Raw genomic sequence first — 14,419 nt, 5'->3', positions numbered from 1 at the left:
CCAACCCTAGCCAGAGATTTTCAAATTCGGGATACAAAAACGCCGCTAACAATCGTAGCGGCGTTCAAGTTTACTTCAAGCGATCAGTCACGGACGTAAATGATTTCCGGACCGTCTTCATCGTCCACGTCTTCTTCATCCCAGTCATCGTCACCGATGTCATGCACGCTCTTCACGCCGCTGCGACGCAGGGCACGCTGATCGTCCAGTGCCTGCAACTGGGCACGGGCTTCATCTTCGATGCGCTGATCGAGCTCGGCCAGCTCTTCGGCGTAACCAGGCTCTTCGGCGATACGCTGGCTGCGCTCTTCGAGGTAACGCATGATGTCGCGAGTCAGCTGCTCGGTGCCTTCTTTGGCAATGGCAGAGATCACGTAAACAGGGCCGGTCCACTCCAGACGATCGACGATTTCCTGCTTGCGCGCCTCCTGCTCCTCTTCGAGAATCTGATCGCACTTGTTCAGCACCAGCCAGCGATCACGCTCGGCCAGCGACGGGCTGAATTTCTCCAGTTCGTTGACGATCACCTCGGCCGCATCCGGAGCGCTGCTTTCATCCAGCGGTGCCATATCGACGAGGTGCAGCAACAGACGGGTACGCGCCAGGTGCTTGAGGAAGCGAATCCCCAGGCCCGCGCCGTCGGATGCACCCTCGATCAGACCCGGAATGTCGGCAACCACAAAGCTTTTCCAGCGATCGACACTGACCACACCCAGGTTTGGCACCAGCGTGGTGAACGGATAGTCGGCAACCTTTGGCTTGGCCGCAGACACCGAACGGATGAAGGTGCTCTTGCCAGCATTCGGCAGGCCCAGCAGGCCGACGTCGGCCAACACTTTCAGCTCGAGCTTGAGATCACGTTGATCACCCGGCTTGCCCGGCGTGGTCTGGCGCGGAGCGCGGTTGGTACTGGACTTGAATCGGGTGTTACCCAGACCGTGCCAGCCGCCCTGGGCAACCATCAAGCGCTGACCATCTTTGGTCAGGTCACCGATGATTTCCTGAGTGGTGGCGTCGATGATGGTGGTCCCGACCGGCACACGCAGTACCAGCTCTTCACCCTTGCGACCGGTGCAGTCGGCGCTGCCACCGTTGGAGCCGCGCTCGGCGTCGAAGTGACGGGTGTAACGGTAGTCGACCAGCGTGTTCAGGTTGACGTCGGCGACCATGAAGATCGAGCCGCCATCACCACCATCACCACCGTTGGGACCACCGTTTTCAATGAATTTTTCGCGACGGAAGCTCATGCAACCGTTGCCGCCGTCACCGGCTTTTACTCGAATGGATACTTCATCTACAAATTTCATAACGCACGCCTCCCGCCACAGGGACGAGCAGAACCACATAAATTACATAAGACTCTTGCAAAAATGAGCGTTGCGATACCGATCAGAAACCAGCGACCCCATGGGTCAACATCACAACAGCCCGCACAAACAGTTTTGCAAGAGACTCACCTGCCTCTCTACCTCTACAAACAAAAAAGCCCCGTCGCAAGACAGGGCTCTTAAGCTACTGCGTGATTACGCTGCGGAGACTTCAGTCTTCGGAACGATGCTCACGTAGCGGCGACCGAAGGCGCCCTTGACCTGAAACTTGATCACGCCTTCTACTTTCGCGAACAGGGTGTGATCTTTACCCATGCCAACGCCGTAGCCAGCGTGGAATTGGGTGCCGCGCTGACGCACGATGATGTTGCCAGGGATGATAGCCTGGCCGCCATACATCTTCACGCCAAGGCGTTTGGCTTCTGAGTCGCGCCCGTTACGGGTACTACCACCAGCTTTTTTGTGAGCCATGAGTCAATTCTCCAGTTGAGGATTAGGCTGAATTAAGCCTGAATACCTGTAATTTTGATCTCGGTGTACCACTGGCGGTGGCCCATACGCTTCATGTGGTGCTTACGACGACGGAACTTGATGATACGAACCTTATCGTGACGACCTTGCGAAACCACTTCAGCCACAACGGTAGCGCCAGCAACAACGGGAGCACCGATATTGACGTCGTCGCCATTGCCAACCAGCAGAACGCGGTCAAACGTAACAGATTCGCCAGTAGCGATTTCCAGTTTTTCAATTTTCAGGTATTCACCTGGGGCGACTTTGTACTGCTTGCCACCGGTAACAATTACTGCGTACATGGTATTTCTCCGAAAATCCTGCTCACCCAGCTCTTTATAAGAAGAGTATCGGCTGGCATGGCTGCATGGGGCTGGAACGGCCCGTTTGCATTGCGTAAGGCAGGTGCTGCCCAGGAAAGTTAGGGTGCGCGATTGTACGCAAGGCATTCGCGTGTTGCAAGAGGCGGCTCGTCATACCTTGACACGCTCTACCCCGCGACCTAGCATGCGGCGCAACCTATCCGGAGCACCTGTCGCTGATGCAACCCCAAGCCTTCTACCGCGCGGTGGCGGACGACTTTAGTGCCGTTGACCTTATCATCAAAAAGCAACTGACGTCGCGCGTGCCGCTGGTCTCGAAAATCGGTGATTACATCACGTCGGCAGGTGGCAAGCGCCTGCGCCCGTTGCTGGTGCTGCTGTGCGGCAAGGCACTGGGTCGCGAAGGCGATGATGTTCGCCTGCTCGCCGCCACCATCGAATTCCTGCACACCGCGACCCTGCTGCATGACGACGTTGTCGACATGTCCGGCATGCGTCGCGGTCGTTCCACCGCCAACGCGCTCTGGGGCAATGCGCCCAGCGTATTGGTGGGCGACTTCCTTTATTCGCGCTCGTTCGAAATGATGGTCGAACTGGGCTCGATGGAGGTCATGAAGATTCTGTCCAAGGCAACCCGCATCATCGCCGAAGGCGAAGTGCTGCAGCTCTCGAAAATTCGTGACGCCAGCACCACCGAAGAAACCTACATGGAAGTGATTCGCGGCAAGACAGCCATGCTGTTCGAAGCCTCGACCCACAGCGCCGCGGCCCTGTGCAACGCCCCCCAGGAACAGAGCGAAGCCCTGCGCACGTTCGGCGACCATCTGGGTGTGGCCTTCCAGTTGGTGGATGACCTGCTGGACTACCGGGGCGATGCCGAGACACTGGGCAAGAACGTCGGTGACGACCTCGCCGAAGGCAAGCCGACCCTGCCGCTGATCTACACCATGCGTGAAGGCAGCCCGGAACAGGCTGCGCTGGTTCGTCAGGCGATCCAGAAAGGTGGTCTGGAAGATCTGGAAAGCATCCGCAACGCAGTAGAAAGCGCCGGCGCCCTCGATTACACCGCACAGCTGGCCCGCGACTACGCGGCCCGCGCCATTGCCTGCCTGGACGCGCTGCCGCCCAGCGAGTACCGCGACGCACTGGTCGAACTGAGCGAGTTTGCAGTCGCCCGTACGCACTAATATTCGTAGCAGTCAAAAGCCCGTCCAGCGACGGGCTCGGCAAATGGCAGTCAGCGCGTAATCCTTCATCATCTCCTGCATGAAATCCGGAAACACTGAATCCTCAGTGCAAGCCGCGTATGCCCGCGATACAGCGCATGACTCATCAGCCTTTTATCAGCAGATGCAGCCCCAGCAGGCCCATACCGATAAAGAACACACGCTTGAACAGCACCGCGCTGATTCGCTGGCGCAGCCATTGCCCCAGCAGCATGCCCAACAGGGCCGGAATCAGCGCCAGCGTGGAGGCGCCCAGCTCTGCGCCGCCCAGTGCGCCGTTCCACGACAAACCCGCCGCCAGCGCCAGCGTCGAGACAGTGAAGGACAACCCCAGCGCCTGGACCAGTTGGTCGCGCTCAAGCCCCAGCGCCTGCAGATAAGGCACCACGGGAATCACGAACACCCCGGTGGCCGACGCGATCACCCCGGTGACCAAACCGCACAGCGGGCCCAGCCAGCGCTCGGCAGCGGCAGCAACCTTGAAGGTCGGCAGGAACAGCCCGCTCAGTGCGTAGAGAAACAACGCGCCACCCAACGCGCGGGTCATTGAATGACCGCCACTCATGCCCAGCCAGAACGCCCCGGCCAGCGTACCGATGAAAATCATGCTCAGCATCGGCCACAGCCGCTTCAGCAAAGGCCGCAGATTGCCACCCGCCGCCAGTTGCCAGACATTAGTGAACGTCGACGGGATGATCAGCAACGCCGCAGCCTGCGCCGGCAGCATGGCCAGCCCCAGCAACCCCATTGCCACCGTGGGCAAGCCCAGGCCGATGACACCCTTGACCGTTCCGGCCAGCAGAAAGGTGCCGATCACCAGCGCCGAAAGGCCCCAGCCCAGCGTTTGATAGAAGTCGAGAATCGAGTGCATGGCGTCCCTTGCCAGATGGATAGAGGTCGAGGCTTAACGTTGATCAGAGCGCTCGCGCAGATAGGCCAGCACTTGCGCTTGGTCACCTGCGAATTCGATACGCGCCGCTTTGTGTTCGCGCTGGTAAGCGTACATCGGGTCGTAATATTCGCCGAGCAGCCCTTCGATCCAGCCTCGGTGCAGATCAACCGCACCGTTGCGCTGCTGTTCTTCCAGCGCCGCCTGCATAAGGCCCGACAGGCGCTGGTGACGCTCGCCGCCGAGGCGTTTGTGAATGTTGTTCAGGCTTTGCAACAGACGCTCGGCGAACAGGCCAAAGCCCTGCTCTGCGCCCTTGACGGTGATGAACTCTGCGCAGAGGTTGATCACATAGTCCTCGAGAATGCGCTCGACGCGGTTCTCGAAGCTGTCTTCCAGCCAGACCATCGCGCAGCCCTGCATCGCCTGGTGCAGCTCCAGCGGCACGTTGCAACTGCCGACCAGACGGCTTTCATCTTCCACAACGAATTGTTCGATACCGGCTGCGCGCTTCTTGAGCAGGTCGATGGCCAAGCGGTTCTCGAAGTCGATCTGCGCCGGCTGCCCAGTGGCACGCTTGCCGAAGCTGGAGCCGCGATGATTGGCGATGCCTTCCAGGTCCACGCTGTTGCGCAGTTGCGTCAATACTTCAGTCTTGCCCGTGCCGGTCATTCCGCCGAGCACGACGATAGCGCATTCGCTCACCGCCTCGTGCAGGGTATCCAGCAGGAATGTGCGCATCGCCTTGTAGCCGCCAAGAACCCGCGGGTAATCGACCCCGGCATCCTTCAGCCAGCGCTGTACCGTCTGCGAGCGCAGGCCGCCGCGAAAGCAATACAGGTAGCCATCCGGATTGGCTTTGGCGAACTCGATCCACGCATTGACGCGTTCATCCTTGACCTGTCCACAGACCAATTGATGCCCGAGCTGAATAGCGGCGTCCTGGCCGTGCTGCTTGTAGCAGGTGCCGACCTTTTGCCGCTCGATGTCATTCATCAGCGGCAGGTTGATCACGCCAGGAAAAGCCCCTTTGGAAAACTCCACCGGAGCGCGAGCGTCCATCATCGGCACGTCGTTGAGAAACAGTGCGCGGTAGTCGCTGCTGTTGTCGGCCATCAGAACACCTCGACGGCGTGGGCCTGTCGCTCGTGCAGAGTGCCGATAGGGTTGAGCAGCAGCCCCAGTTCGGCAGCCACGATCAGAAACTCGGCTTCACCTTCAGGGCTGACCGCGACCAACAGACCGCCGCTGGTCTGTGGATCACACAACAGGTCACGCTGGGCATCGCTCAGTGCGCCGATCCTGTCGCCGTAACTTTCAAAATTGCGCAATGTGCCGCCCGGCACACAGCCCTCGGCAATGTAATGCTCGACGCCGGGCAGACGCGGCACAGCAGCATAGTCCAGACGCGCGGTCAGACCTGCGCCGTCCGCCATTTCAACCAGATGCCCGAGCAGACCGAAGCCGGTGACATCGGTCATTGCCTGCACCCCGTCGAGCTTGCCGAAACGGCTGCCCGGCTTGTTCAGGGTGCACATCCAGTCACGCGCCAGACCGATGTCTTCATCGCGCAACTTGGATTTTTTCTCGGCCGTGGTGAGGATGCCTATGCCCAGGGGCTTGGTCAGGTACAAGGTGCTCCCCGCCAGGGCCGTGTCGTTGCGCTTCATGTGCTTTTTCTGCACCACGCCGGTCACCGCCAGACCGAAGATCGGCTCAGGCGCATCGATGGAATGCCCTCCCGCCAGCGGGATACCGGCAGCGTCGCAGACGGCACGGCCACCGCGAATGACTTCACGCGCCACTTCGGGTGGCAGGATATTGACCGGCCAGCCGAGAATGGCGATGGCCATCAGCGGGTCACCGCCCATCGCATAGATGTCGCTGATGGCATTGGTCGCGGCGATACGGCCGAAGTCGAACGGGTCATCAACGATGGGCATGAAGAAGTCCGTGGTCGAGACCACGCCGCGCTCGTCATCCAGCGCATAGACCGCCGCGTCATCACGCGAGGCATTGCCAACCCAGAGTCTGGGGTCAAGGTTCTGAGCGCCGCTGCCAGCGAGGATCACGTCCAGCACCTTGGGGGAAATCTTGCAGCCACACCCTGCTCCGTGACTGTACTGGGTCAGGCGGATTGGCTCATTCATCGCGACACTCTCGGTTACCGGGAAACAGGCTGTGGAGTCTAGGGGCTGTTCCCTTATCAGCGCAAACCGCGTCGTTCGCCGGTCGTGCATTCGGGCGGTGAATCTGCGAACTGGCCTTTCTCGCCATGCCTCTTATAATCCCCGCGCATCACCACCGAATCCTGTGAAGCGCCGCTTGCTCGTGCACGCGGGCTTCACGTTATCCTTTTTCCGCTATTGAACCGGAGAACCTCCATGCTCAAGCGTACCCTGGCGCTCGCCGCCGGCCTTGCCCTGTCCTTCTCCGCCCTGACCAGCCACGCTGCCGACACCCTGCGTGTCTCGGCCATTCCCGACGAAGCGCCTACCGAACTGCTGCGCAAGTTCAAGCCGCTGGGAGCTTATCTGGAGCAACGGCTGGGCATGAAGGTCGAGTTCGTTCCGGTCGCGGATTATCCGGCAGTGGTCGAAGCGCTGGCCACTGACCGGCTCGACATGGCCTGGCTGGGCGGCTTCACCTTCGTTCAGGTCAACCTCAAAACCGGTAATGCGGTGCCACTGGTACAGCGTGAGCAGGACGCCAGGTTCACCAGCAAATTCATCACCTCCGATCCGAACGTGAAAACCCTGGCAGACCTCAAGGGCAAAACCTTTGCCTTCGGCTCGGTGTCGTCGACATCCGGCAGCCTGATGCCGCGCTATTTCATGCTCAAGGAAAACATCAAGCCGGAAACGTTCTTCAGCCGCGTCGCCTATTCCGGCGCGCATGACGCAACCGCCGCGTGGGTTCAGGCGGGCAAGGTCGATGCAGGCGTGCTCAACGCCAGCGTGTGGGACAAGCTGGTCGCCAGCGGCAAGGTCGACACCAACAAGGTTCATGTCTTCGAGACCACGCCGGCTTATTTCGACTACAACTGGACCGTGCGCGGCAGCCTCGACCCGGCACTCGCAGCGAAGATCAAACAGGCCTTCCTCGACCTCGACCCGGCCAACCCGGAGCAGAAGGCGATCCTCGATCTTCAAGCCGCCAGCCGCTTCATCGAGACCAAGCCCGAGAACTACAAAGGCATCGAAGAAGCCGCACGCGCTGCCGACCTGCTGAAATGACCCTGCGTCTGTCCGCCATCGAGCTGCGCCACAGCGACGGCACACTGGCGTTGCGCGGCCTGGACCTGAGCATCGCTCGTGGCGAACGGGTAGCGATCATCGGGCCGTCCGGTGCGGGCAAGACCACGCTGCTCAATCTGCTGGCCAGCGCTCTGCCGCCCAGTGCCGGGCAACTGCAGGTGCTGGGGACTGATCCCTGGCAGCTCTCCAGCACACGACGCCAGCGCCTGCGCAGCCGCATTGCGCTGATTCATCAGGCACCGCCGTTGCCGGCACGCCAGCGGGTGGTGACTGCGGTGTCGGCGGGCAGGCTTGGTCAGTGGGGGCTGGGCAAAAGCCTGCTGAACCTGCTGCATCCACTCGACATCAGCGGCGTCCGCGAGGTGCTGGCACGTCTGGACCTGGCGGACAAACTGTTCGAGCGTTGCCAGCAGTTGTCCGGCGGACAGCTGCAACGTGTCGGCATTGCCCGCGCCCTGTATCAGCAACCCGAACTGCTGCTGGCCGACGAGCCGGTTTCGGCGATGGACCCGCGCCTCGCCGATCACACCTTGGCGCTGCTGTGTCAGCACGCCATCGAGCACAACGTGACGCTGGTCGCCAGCCTGCATGCGGTGGAACTGGCGCTGGCGCATTTTCCGCGAATCATCGGGGTGCGCGACGGGCGAATTCACTTCGACCTCGCCGCCAGCGAGGTCGGCCGGGAGCACCTCGACACGCTGTATGCCAACGAACAACTCAGCCCTCAGCCGGTTTCGGATGCAGCTGAAACACGCTGGACGCCACGATGCTGAGTCGGGATCAGCGCGACCCGGCGGCAACGCCACGCCTGTTGCTGACATTGCTGGCGGTCGCCCTGCTCTGGCCGGGCATTCGTCTGGCCGAACTGAATCCGCTGGTACTGCTGCAAGCCGATAATGCGCGGACGATGGGCAGCTTTCTCGCCGGGTTCTGGCCGGTGGCGCACTCTGCGGAATTCCTCGGGCTGCTGCTGGATGCGACGCTGCAAACCCTGGCGATCGCCACAGCCGGCATTGCCCTTGCCTTGCTGCTGGCCGTTCCGGCAAGCCTGCTCGCCAGCCAGGCATTGTCGCTGTCGGCCGCCTCACGCGGCGGCCGCCCCGGCTGGCTCGGCCAATGCCTGCGCTGGCCGGCACGCGGGGTATTGATTTTTCTGCGCAGCGTGCCGGAAATCGTCTGGGCGCTGTTGTTCGTGCGCGCGGTCGGCCTGGGCCCGACAGCAGGCGTGCTGGCCATCGCCATCACCTACGCAGGCATGCTCGGCAAGGTGTACGCGGAGATTTTCGAATCGGTGGACCAACGCCCGGCCCACGCGCTGCTCCAGGCCGGCAGCGGTCGCCTGGCCGCACTGGCTTACGGCATCCTGCCCAACGCGGCAGCCGAACTGACCTCCTACACCGTGTACCGCTGGGAGTGCGCCGTGCGCGCTTCGGTGGTCATGGGTTTCGTCGGCGCAGGCGGACTGGGTCAGCAGATCGACCTGTCGATGCGCATGTTCGCCGGTGACGAAGTGGCGAGCATGCTGCTGACCTTCCTGCTGCTGGTGCTGCTCGCCGACCAGCTCAGCCGTTTGCTGCGCAGGCAGTTCACATGAAGCGCGCAGGCAATCTGCTGCTGGTGCTGACGATGATTGCGGCCGTGGTCGCATCGTTTGTGTACCTCGGCCTCGACCTGCTCACCCTGGGCAGTCACGACAACCTGACGCAGATGGGCCGTTACGCGTTGCGCTTCATGAGCCCGGACCTGAGCGGCCCTCATCTGCAGGCAATCGGCCAGGGCGCCCTGGAAACCCTGGCCATGTCTGCACTCGGCACCTTGCTGGCCGCCATTGCAGGTTTGCTCCTGGCACTGCCCGCTGCCGGACGCTTCGGCTGGTTCCTGCGCAGCCTGAGTCGCCTGCTGCTCAATGCGCTGCGCGCCATTCCGGAACTGGTGTGGGCCGTGTTGATGGTGCTGGCTGCCGGGCTCGGCCCCAATGCCGGCACGCTGGCACTGGCACTGCACACCACAGGCGTTCTGGGCCGCCTGTTTGCCGAGGCACTGGAAAACACCGCGCCGCAACCCGCTGCAGCGATTCGTCTGCAGGGCGGCAGCGCCTGGCAGGCGTTCAGCTACGGCACCCTGCCCAACCTCTGGCCACAGCTGCTGGCGTATACGCTGTATCGCTGGGAGAACAACATTCGCATGGCCAGCGTGCTGGGCTTTGTTGGCGCGGGCGGTCTGGGGCAAATGCTGTACGTCAGCCTCAGCCTGTTTCAGGAAGCGCAGGCCAGTACCGTGATTCTGGCGATGCTGATACTGGTATTCGCCGTCGACGCTTTGAGCGGCTGGAGCAGGCAGCGCTGGGTGCGTAACTGAGCAGACCTCAGAACGCAAAACGCCACGACCCTGAAGCTCAGGGCCGTGGCGTGATTAGCAGCGTGACTTAGTAGCCGAGCGACAAGCCGGTGTTGCGACGCGGGTCGTTAGCGCCGTAGAAGCGGTTGTTACCGACCGGTTTGCCACCCAGCGAAGGCGCGCCCACCAGAATCGCCGCCACATGATTGAGCGGCTGCGGACCTGCGAACTTTTGACCCCAACTCTCGAGAATCTTCAGCGTGTCAGGGCTGACCGCGAAGGTATCGATGTTGGTTTCCTCAGGCTGCCATTGCTGGTGGAAACGCGGCGCGTCCACCGCTTCCTGAATGTTCATGCCGTAGTCGATGACGTTGAGCATGGTCAGCAGCGTGGCGGTAATGATGCGGCTGCCGCCCGGCGTGCCGACGACCATCACAGCCTTGCCGTCCTTGGTGACAATGGTCGGGCTCATCGACGACAGCGGCGTCTTGCCTGGCGCGATGGCGTTAGCTTCGCCCTGCACCAGTCCGTACATGTTGGGCACGCCGACCTTGACGGTGAAGTCATCCATTTCGTCGTTGAGGATCACGCCGGTCTTGCTGGCCATGACGCCCGCGCCGAACCAGTTGTTCAGGGTGTAGGTCACCGAAACCGCATTGCCCCATTTATCGACAATCGAATAGTGAGTGGTGTTGCTGCCTTCATGGGGCGCGACGCCGGGTTTGATCTTGTTCGAGTCACCGGCCCTTTGCGGATCGATGGCAGCGCGCAGCTTGGCGGCATACTTGACGTCCAGCAGGTGCTCGACCGGATTCTTGACGAAGTCCGGGTCGCCCAGGTAGCTGTTGCGGTCCGCGTAGGCGTGACGCATGGCTTCGATCTGATAATGCATGCCCTGCGCCGAGCGGAAGCCCAGCTCTTTCATCGGGTAGCCTTCGAGGATGTTCAGAATCTGGCAGATGACCACACCGCCGGAGCTCGGAGGCGGTGCCGAGACCACGTGGTAGCCACGGTAATCACATTCGATAGGCGCCAGCTCGCGGGTCTTGTAATGGTCCAGGTCCGCCTGGGTGATGATGCCCTTGCCAGCCTGACTGGAGTCGACCAGCGCCTTGGCAACCCAGCCCTTGTAGAAACCGTCGCTGCCCTTCTCGGACACTTCCTTGAGGGTCTTGGCCAGGTCTTTCTGCACCAGCTTCTGACCGACCTGCATCGGCTCGCCCTTGTTGAGGAAGATCGAGCCGGAATCGGCCATGTCCGCCTTGAACACATCCGTGGCGCTCGACAGCATGTCGACATCGCCCTGCCCCAGCACAAAACCTTCCTCGGCGAGCTTGATCGCCGGCGCGATGACTTCTTCCCGCTTGCGGGTGCCGTACTTGCTCAGGGCCATTTCCATACCGGATACAGTGCCCGGCACGCCCACGGCCAGATGGCCCTTGGCACTCAGATCAGGGATGACCTTGCCGTCCTTGTCCAGGTACATATCGGCGGTGGCCGCCAATGGTGCCTTTTCACGGAAGTCGAGGAAGGTCTTGCGCCCGTCGGCCAGCTGAATGGTCATGAAACCACCACCGCCGAGGTTGCCGGCAGCGGGATAGACCACCGCCAGCGCGTAGCCAACCGCTACGGCCGCATCGACCGCATTGCCGCCAGCCCTGAGTACATCGACACCCACGTGGGTAGCCAGGTGCTGAGCCGTCACGACCATGCCGTTTTCGGCAGCGACCGGGGCTTGTGACGCGGCGAATGTGGGGGAATACGCGACAATCAGTGCCGTCGCGATCAACGATCTGGCGAGGGGTTCGAACTTCATGGTCGATCTCTTCTTTTTCTGGGTCAGGGACGTTTGATGAGTGAAGCGCCAGCCTCCGAGCGAGGATGCGGCACTTCTCATCGAAGCGTACCGAGCATCCCTGCGCGGGTCTGACGAGGTCCAAAGTAGCCGGTTCTGCCGCGATTTCCTAATGTAAAAACCGGATACACATAAACGCTCCACTGATTCCCGACTCGGGTGACGCCTAGGCTTTCGGGCGATACCCCTCGATGATCGCCGAGAAATCCTTGCCGCCATCGCCACGCAGGCTCATGGCCTGATAAAGCTGTTGCGCCACTGCGCCGAGGATGACCGGTTGATGCGCAGCGCGCGCGGCCTCGGTTGCCAGGCCCAGGTCCTTGAGCATCAGCTCGGCGCCAAAGCCACCGCTGTAACCGCGTGACGCGGGAGCGGTTTCGACGATGCCGGGCCACGGGTTGTAGGCCTCCGAACTCCAGCAACGGCCCGTCGAGGTGTTGATGATGCCGGCCAGCACTTCGGTGTCGATACCCAGTGCATTGCCCAGCGCCATGGACTCAGCCACGCCGATCATGGAAATCGCCAGCAGCATGTTGTTGCAGATCTTGGCGATCTGGCCGGTGCCCACGTCACCACAATGCACGATGTTGCGGCCCATCTGTTCCAGCACCGGTTTGAGCACAGCGAAATGCCCGGCAGAACCTCCGACCATGAAAGTCAGGGTTCCGGCCTGCGCACCACCGGTGCCGCCCGACACTGGCGCATCGCCCAACACCACGCCTTGCTGCGCAGCGACAGCGGCGATGTCGCGGATGGTCTGCGGGTCGATGGTGCTGCAATCAACTGCCGGGACACCGGACGCGATGCCTTTCAGCACGCCGTCGTCGTTGAGGTACACGCTGCGCACATGCGCCGCTGCGGGCAACATGGTGATGACCAGTTCAGTGCCCTGGGCCGCCTGTGCGGGTGAGTCGCTGACCTGTGCGCCCAGCTCGGCGAACTCAGCCAGTACGCTCTTGTTGAGGTCGAACACCTGCAAGGCGTGACCGGCTTTGATCAGGTTGCGGGCCATGGGCGCGCCCATATTGCCCAGACCGATAAATGCGATGTTCATGGTTGTTCTCCCGGGCGAATTGACCGCCAGCGCTCAGCGCAGATTAATAGTGGTGTTCACGCCATCGTTGACGCTGTCGTCATCGAACCAGCGGCTGGTGACGGTCTTGGTCTGAGTGTAGAACTGCACCACCTGTTTGCCGTACGGGCCCAGATCGCCCAGTTTGGAACCCCGCGAGCCAGTGAAACTGAAAAACGGCACCGGCACGGGAATCGGAATATTGATCCCGACCTGCCCGACATCAATCTCGCTTTGGAACTTGCGTGCCGCCGCACCGCTCTGGGTGAACAGCCCGGTGCCATTGCCGAACGGGTTGGCGTTGACCAGCGCGATAGCCTCATCGAGGGTATCGACTTCCAGCACCACCAGCACCGGCCCGAAAATTTCCTGGGTGTAGATCTGCATGTCGGCGGTGACGCCCGAGAACAGGGTCGGCCCTACGAAGTTGCCGCCCTCGTAACCCGGCACTGAAACCTCCCGACCATCCAGTTCCAGTTTCGCGCCTTCACGCACACCGCTCTCGATCAGATCCAGAATGCGTTGTTTGGCCCTTCGTGAAATCACCGGTCCGATATCAGTGCCCGGTTCCTGGCCGGCATTGACCTTGAGTTTCTGCGCCCGCGCCTTGAGGTCGGGCAGCCACTGTCTAGACGCGCCGACCAGCACCACCACAGAAGTCGCCATGCACCGCTGACCCGCCGCACCGAAACCTGCGCCCACCAGCGCGTTCAGCGTTTGCTCGCGATTGGCGTCGGGTAGCACCACGGCATGATTCTTCGCCCCCATCATTGCCTGCACCCGCTTGCCATGCCGACCGGCAAGATCGTAGACATGCGTGCCGACCGCCGTCGAACCGACGAAGGAAACAGCCTTGATGTCCTTGTGCGTGCAAATCGCGTCCACCACCACCTTGCCACCATGCACCACGTTGAGCACACCGGGCGGCACCCCCGCCTCGATCGCCAGCTCGACCAGCAACAGGGTCGACAGCGGATCCTGCTCAGAAGGCTTGAGCACGAATGTATTGCCGCAGGCGATCGCCATCGGAAACATCCACAGCGGAATCATCGCCGGGAAGTTGAACGGCGTGATCCCGGCGCACACGCCGATCGGCTGGCGCAGGGTATAGGTGTCAACGCCACTGGCGACGTTCTCGGCAAACTCACCCATTTGCAGCGTGCCGATCGAACAGGCGTGCTCGACCACTTCCAGACCCCGAAAGATATCGCCCTCGGCATCGGCCAGCGTCTTGCCCTGCTCGGCACTGAGTACCGCCGCGATACGCTTGGAGTGCTCGCGAATCAGCGCCTGCAGCTTGAGCATGATGCGCATACGCACACCGATGGGGGTTTCACGCCAGGTTAGATAGGCCGCGTGAGCGGCTGCGACGGCGGCGTCCACTTCACTGGCCGTGGCGAATGGCACCTGGGCGAGGATTTCCTGAGTGGCCGGGTTGACGATGTCTTGCCATTCGCTGCTTTGCGAGTCAGTCCACTCGCCGTTGATCAGCAGTTTCACGCGAGCAATCGAGGTCGTCGTGTGGTTCAGTGAGGCATTCATTTCAGCGATTCTCCCTTCAGCAAACCACGCATCCACAGCCTGTGCAGAAGGATGATCGTGGCCTCCCGGCAGTCTTG

At 61.6% G+C, this 14,419-nt stretch carries 14 protein-coding genes; 5 read left to right on the top strand and 9 right to left on the bottom strand.

Features of this window, described 5'->3' with window-relative positions:
• Positions 1-83: 83 nt before the first annotated feature.
• From cgtA to rplU, 3 genes are all read right to left on the bottom strand, one after another.
• Positions 84-1,307, bottom strand: a complete 1,224-nt coding sequence (cgtA, locus tag P406_RS04210; RefSeq protein WP_002551973.1) for an Obg family GTPase CgtA — start codon at positions 1,305-1,307, stop codon at positions 84-86.
• Between the two features lie 216 nt (positions 1,308-1,523).
• On the bottom strand, positions 1,524-1,799 hold the full coding sequence (gene rpmA, locus P406_RS04205) for a 50S ribosomal protein L27 (protein WP_002551972.1): 276 nt from the start codon (positions 1,797-1,799) through the stop codon (positions 1,524-1,526).
• A 32-nt stretch (positions 1,800-1,831) separates the two neighbouring features.
• Positions 1,832-2,143, bottom strand: coding sequence for a 50S ribosomal protein L21 (gene rplU / locus P406_RS04200; protein ID WP_002551971.1), 312 nt, complete (start codon positions 2,141-2,143; stop codon positions 1,832-1,834).
• A gap of 239 nt (positions 2,144-2,382) precedes the next feature.
• On the opposite strand from rplU, the gene P406_RS04195 reads away from it, so the two are divergent.
• Positions 2,383-3,351 carry a polyprenyl synthetase family protein gene (locus P406_RS04195; RefSeq protein ID WP_003344609.1) on the top strand — a complete coding sequence of 323 codons (969 nt, stop codon included), beginning with the start codon at positions 2,383-2,385 and terminating at the stop codon, positions 3,349-3,351.
• Positions 3,352-3,496: 145 nt separating this feature from the next.
• Here the strand turns inward: P406_RS04195 and P406_RS04190 are convergent, their stop codons facing one another.
• Genes P406_RS04190 through selD form a run of 3 tightly spaced genes read right to left on the bottom strand, consistent with a single transcriptional unit; the run spans position 3,497 to position 6,429 of the window.
• Positions 3,497-4,261, bottom strand: a complete 765-nt coding sequence (locus P406_RS04190; protein ID WP_046235434.1) for a sulfite exporter TauE/SafE family protein — start codon at positions 4,259-4,261, stop codon at positions 3,497-3,499.
• A gap of 33 nt (positions 4,262-4,294) precedes the next feature.
• A complete protein-coding gene (mnmH, locus tag P406_RS04185; protein ID WP_046235433.1) occupies positions 4,295-5,395 on the bottom strand; it encodes a tRNA 2-selenouridine(34) synthase MnmH in 1,101 nt (366 codons plus the stop codon).
• Positions 5,395-6,429, bottom strand: a complete 1,035-nt coding sequence (gene selD, locus P406_RS04180; protein ID WP_046235432.1) for a selenide, water dikinase SelD — start codon at positions 6,427-6,429, stop codon at positions 5,395-5,397. Before selD ends, mnmH begins: the two co-directional genes overlap by 1 nt.
• 234 nt (positions 6,430-6,663) lie before the next feature.
• Here selD and P406_RS04175 point away from each other — a divergent pair, with 234 nt between their 5' ends.
• The 4 genes from P406_RS04175 to phnE are packed head-to-tail and all read left to right on the top strand — an operon-like array spanning position 6,664 to position 9,894.
• Complete coding sequence (locus P406_RS04175) at positions 6,664-7,515, top strand: putative selenate ABC transporter substrate-binding protein (RefSeq protein WP_046235431.1); 852 nt, start codon at positions 6,664-6,666, stop codon at positions 7,513-7,515.
• On the top strand, positions 7,512-8,309 hold the full coding sequence (locus tag P406_RS04170) for a phosphonate ABC transporter ATP-binding protein (protein WP_046235430.1): 798 nt from the start codon (positions 7,512-7,514) through the stop codon (positions 8,307-8,309). Before P406_RS04175 ends, P406_RS04170 begins: the two co-directional genes overlap by 4 nt.
• On the top strand, positions 8,303-9,130 hold the full coding sequence (locus P406_RS04165) for a PhnE/PtxC family ABC transporter permease (protein ID WP_003392863.1): 828 nt from the start codon (positions 8,303-8,305) through the stop codon (positions 9,128-9,130). Before P406_RS04170 ends, P406_RS04165 begins: the two co-directional genes overlap by 7 nt.
• Positions 9,127-9,894, top strand: coding sequence for a phosphonate ABC transporter, permease protein PhnE (gene phnE / locus P406_RS04160; RefSeq protein WP_046235429.1), 768 nt, complete (start codon positions 9,127-9,129; stop codon positions 9,892-9,894). The genes P406_RS04165 and phnE overlap by 4 nt, the downstream gene beginning before the upstream one ends.
• Positions 9,895-9,961: 67 nt before the next feature.
• On the opposite strand, the gene ggt is transcribed toward phnE, so the two are convergent.
• The 3 genes from ggt to P406_RS04145 form a co-directional block, all read right to left on the bottom strand.
• Positions 9,962-11,689 (bottom strand): gamma-glutamyltransferase, encoded by a 1,728-nt coding sequence (gene ggt, locus P406_RS04155; RefSeq protein ID WP_046235428.1) that lies wholly within the window; start codon positions 11,687-11,689, stop codon positions 9,962-9,964.
• A gap of 205 nt (positions 11,690-11,894) precedes the next feature.
• Positions 11,895-12,782 (bottom strand): 3-hydroxyisobutyrate dehydrogenase, encoded by an 888-nt coding sequence (gene mmsB, locus P406_RS04150; protein ID WP_003408398.1) that lies wholly within the window; start codon positions 12,780-12,782, stop codon positions 11,895-11,897.
• 33 nt (positions 12,783-12,815) lie between these two features.
• Positions 12,816-14,342, bottom strand: a complete 1,527-nt coding sequence (locus tag P406_RS04145; RefSeq protein WP_046235427.1) for a CoA-acylating methylmalonate-semialdehyde dehydrogenase — start codon at positions 14,340-14,342, stop codon at positions 12,816-12,818.
• Positions 14,343-14,419: the final 77 nt, after the last annotated feature.

This window comes from Pseudomonas syringae pv. coryli str. NCPPB 4273 (genome assembly GCF_000972175.1).
GTDB classification, from domain to species: Bacteria; Pseudomonadota; Gammaproteobacteria; order Pseudomonadales; family Pseudomonadaceae; genus Aquipseudomonas; species Aquipseudomonas syringae.
Note: the sequence above shows the minus strand (reverse complement) of the source record. Positions and strands in the feature narration are given on the sequence as shown.

Excerpts from the sequence above, each read along its gene's own strand:
- cgtA (WP_002551973.1), bottom strand. The coding sequence starts at position 1,307 with ATGAAATTTGTAGATGAAGTATCCATTCGAGTAAAAGCCGGTGACGGC.
- rpmA (WP_002551972.1), bottom strand. The coding sequence starts at position 1,799 with ATGGCTCACAAAAAAGCTGGTGGTAGTACCCGTAACGGGCGCGACTCA.
- rplU (WP_002551971.1), bottom strand. The coding sequence starts at position 2,143 with ATGTACGCAGTAATTGTTACCGGTGGCAAGCAGTACAAAGTCGCCCCA.
- P406_RS04195 (WP_003344609.1), top strand. The coding sequence starts at position 2,383 with ATGCAACCCCAAGCCTTCTACCGCGCGGTGGCGGACGACTTTAGTGCC.
- P406_RS04190 (WP_046235434.1), bottom strand. The coding sequence starts at position 4,261 with ATGCACTCGATTCTCGACTTCTATCAAACGCTGGGCTGGGGCCTTTCG.
- mnmH (WP_046235433.1), bottom strand. The coding sequence starts at position 5,395 with ATGGCCGACAACAGCAGCGACTACCGCGCACTGTTTCTCAACGACGTG.
- selD (WP_046235432.1), bottom strand. The coding sequence starts at position 6,429 with ATGAATGAGCCAATCCGCCTGACCCAGTACAGTCACGGAGCAGGGTGT.
- P406_RS04175 (WP_046235431.1), top strand. The coding sequence starts at position 6,664 with ATGCTCAAGCGTACCCTGGCGCTCGCCGCCGGCCTTGCCCTGTCCTTC.
- P406_RS04170 (WP_046235430.1), top strand. The coding sequence starts at position 7,512 with ATGACCCTGCGTCTGTCCGCCATCGAGCTGCGCCACAGCGACGGCACA.
- P406_RS04165 (WP_003392863.1), top strand. The coding sequence starts at position 8,303 with ATGCTGAGTCGGGATCAGCGCGACCCGGCGGCAACGCCACGCCTGTTG.
- phnE (WP_046235429.1), top strand. The coding sequence starts at position 9,127 with ATGAAGCGCGCAGGCAATCTGCTGCTGGTGCTGACGATGATTGCGGCC.
- ggt (WP_046235428.1), bottom strand. The coding sequence starts at position 11,689 with ATGAAGTTCGAACCCCTCGCCAGATCGTTGATCGCGACGGCACTGATT.
- mmsB (WP_003408398.1), bottom strand. The coding sequence starts at position 12,782 with ATGAACATCGCATTTATCGGTCTGGGCAATATGGGCGCGCCCATGGCC.
- P406_RS04145 (WP_046235427.1), bottom strand. The coding sequence starts at position 14,342 with ATGAATGCCTCACTGAACCACACGACGACCTCGATTGCTCGCGTGAAA.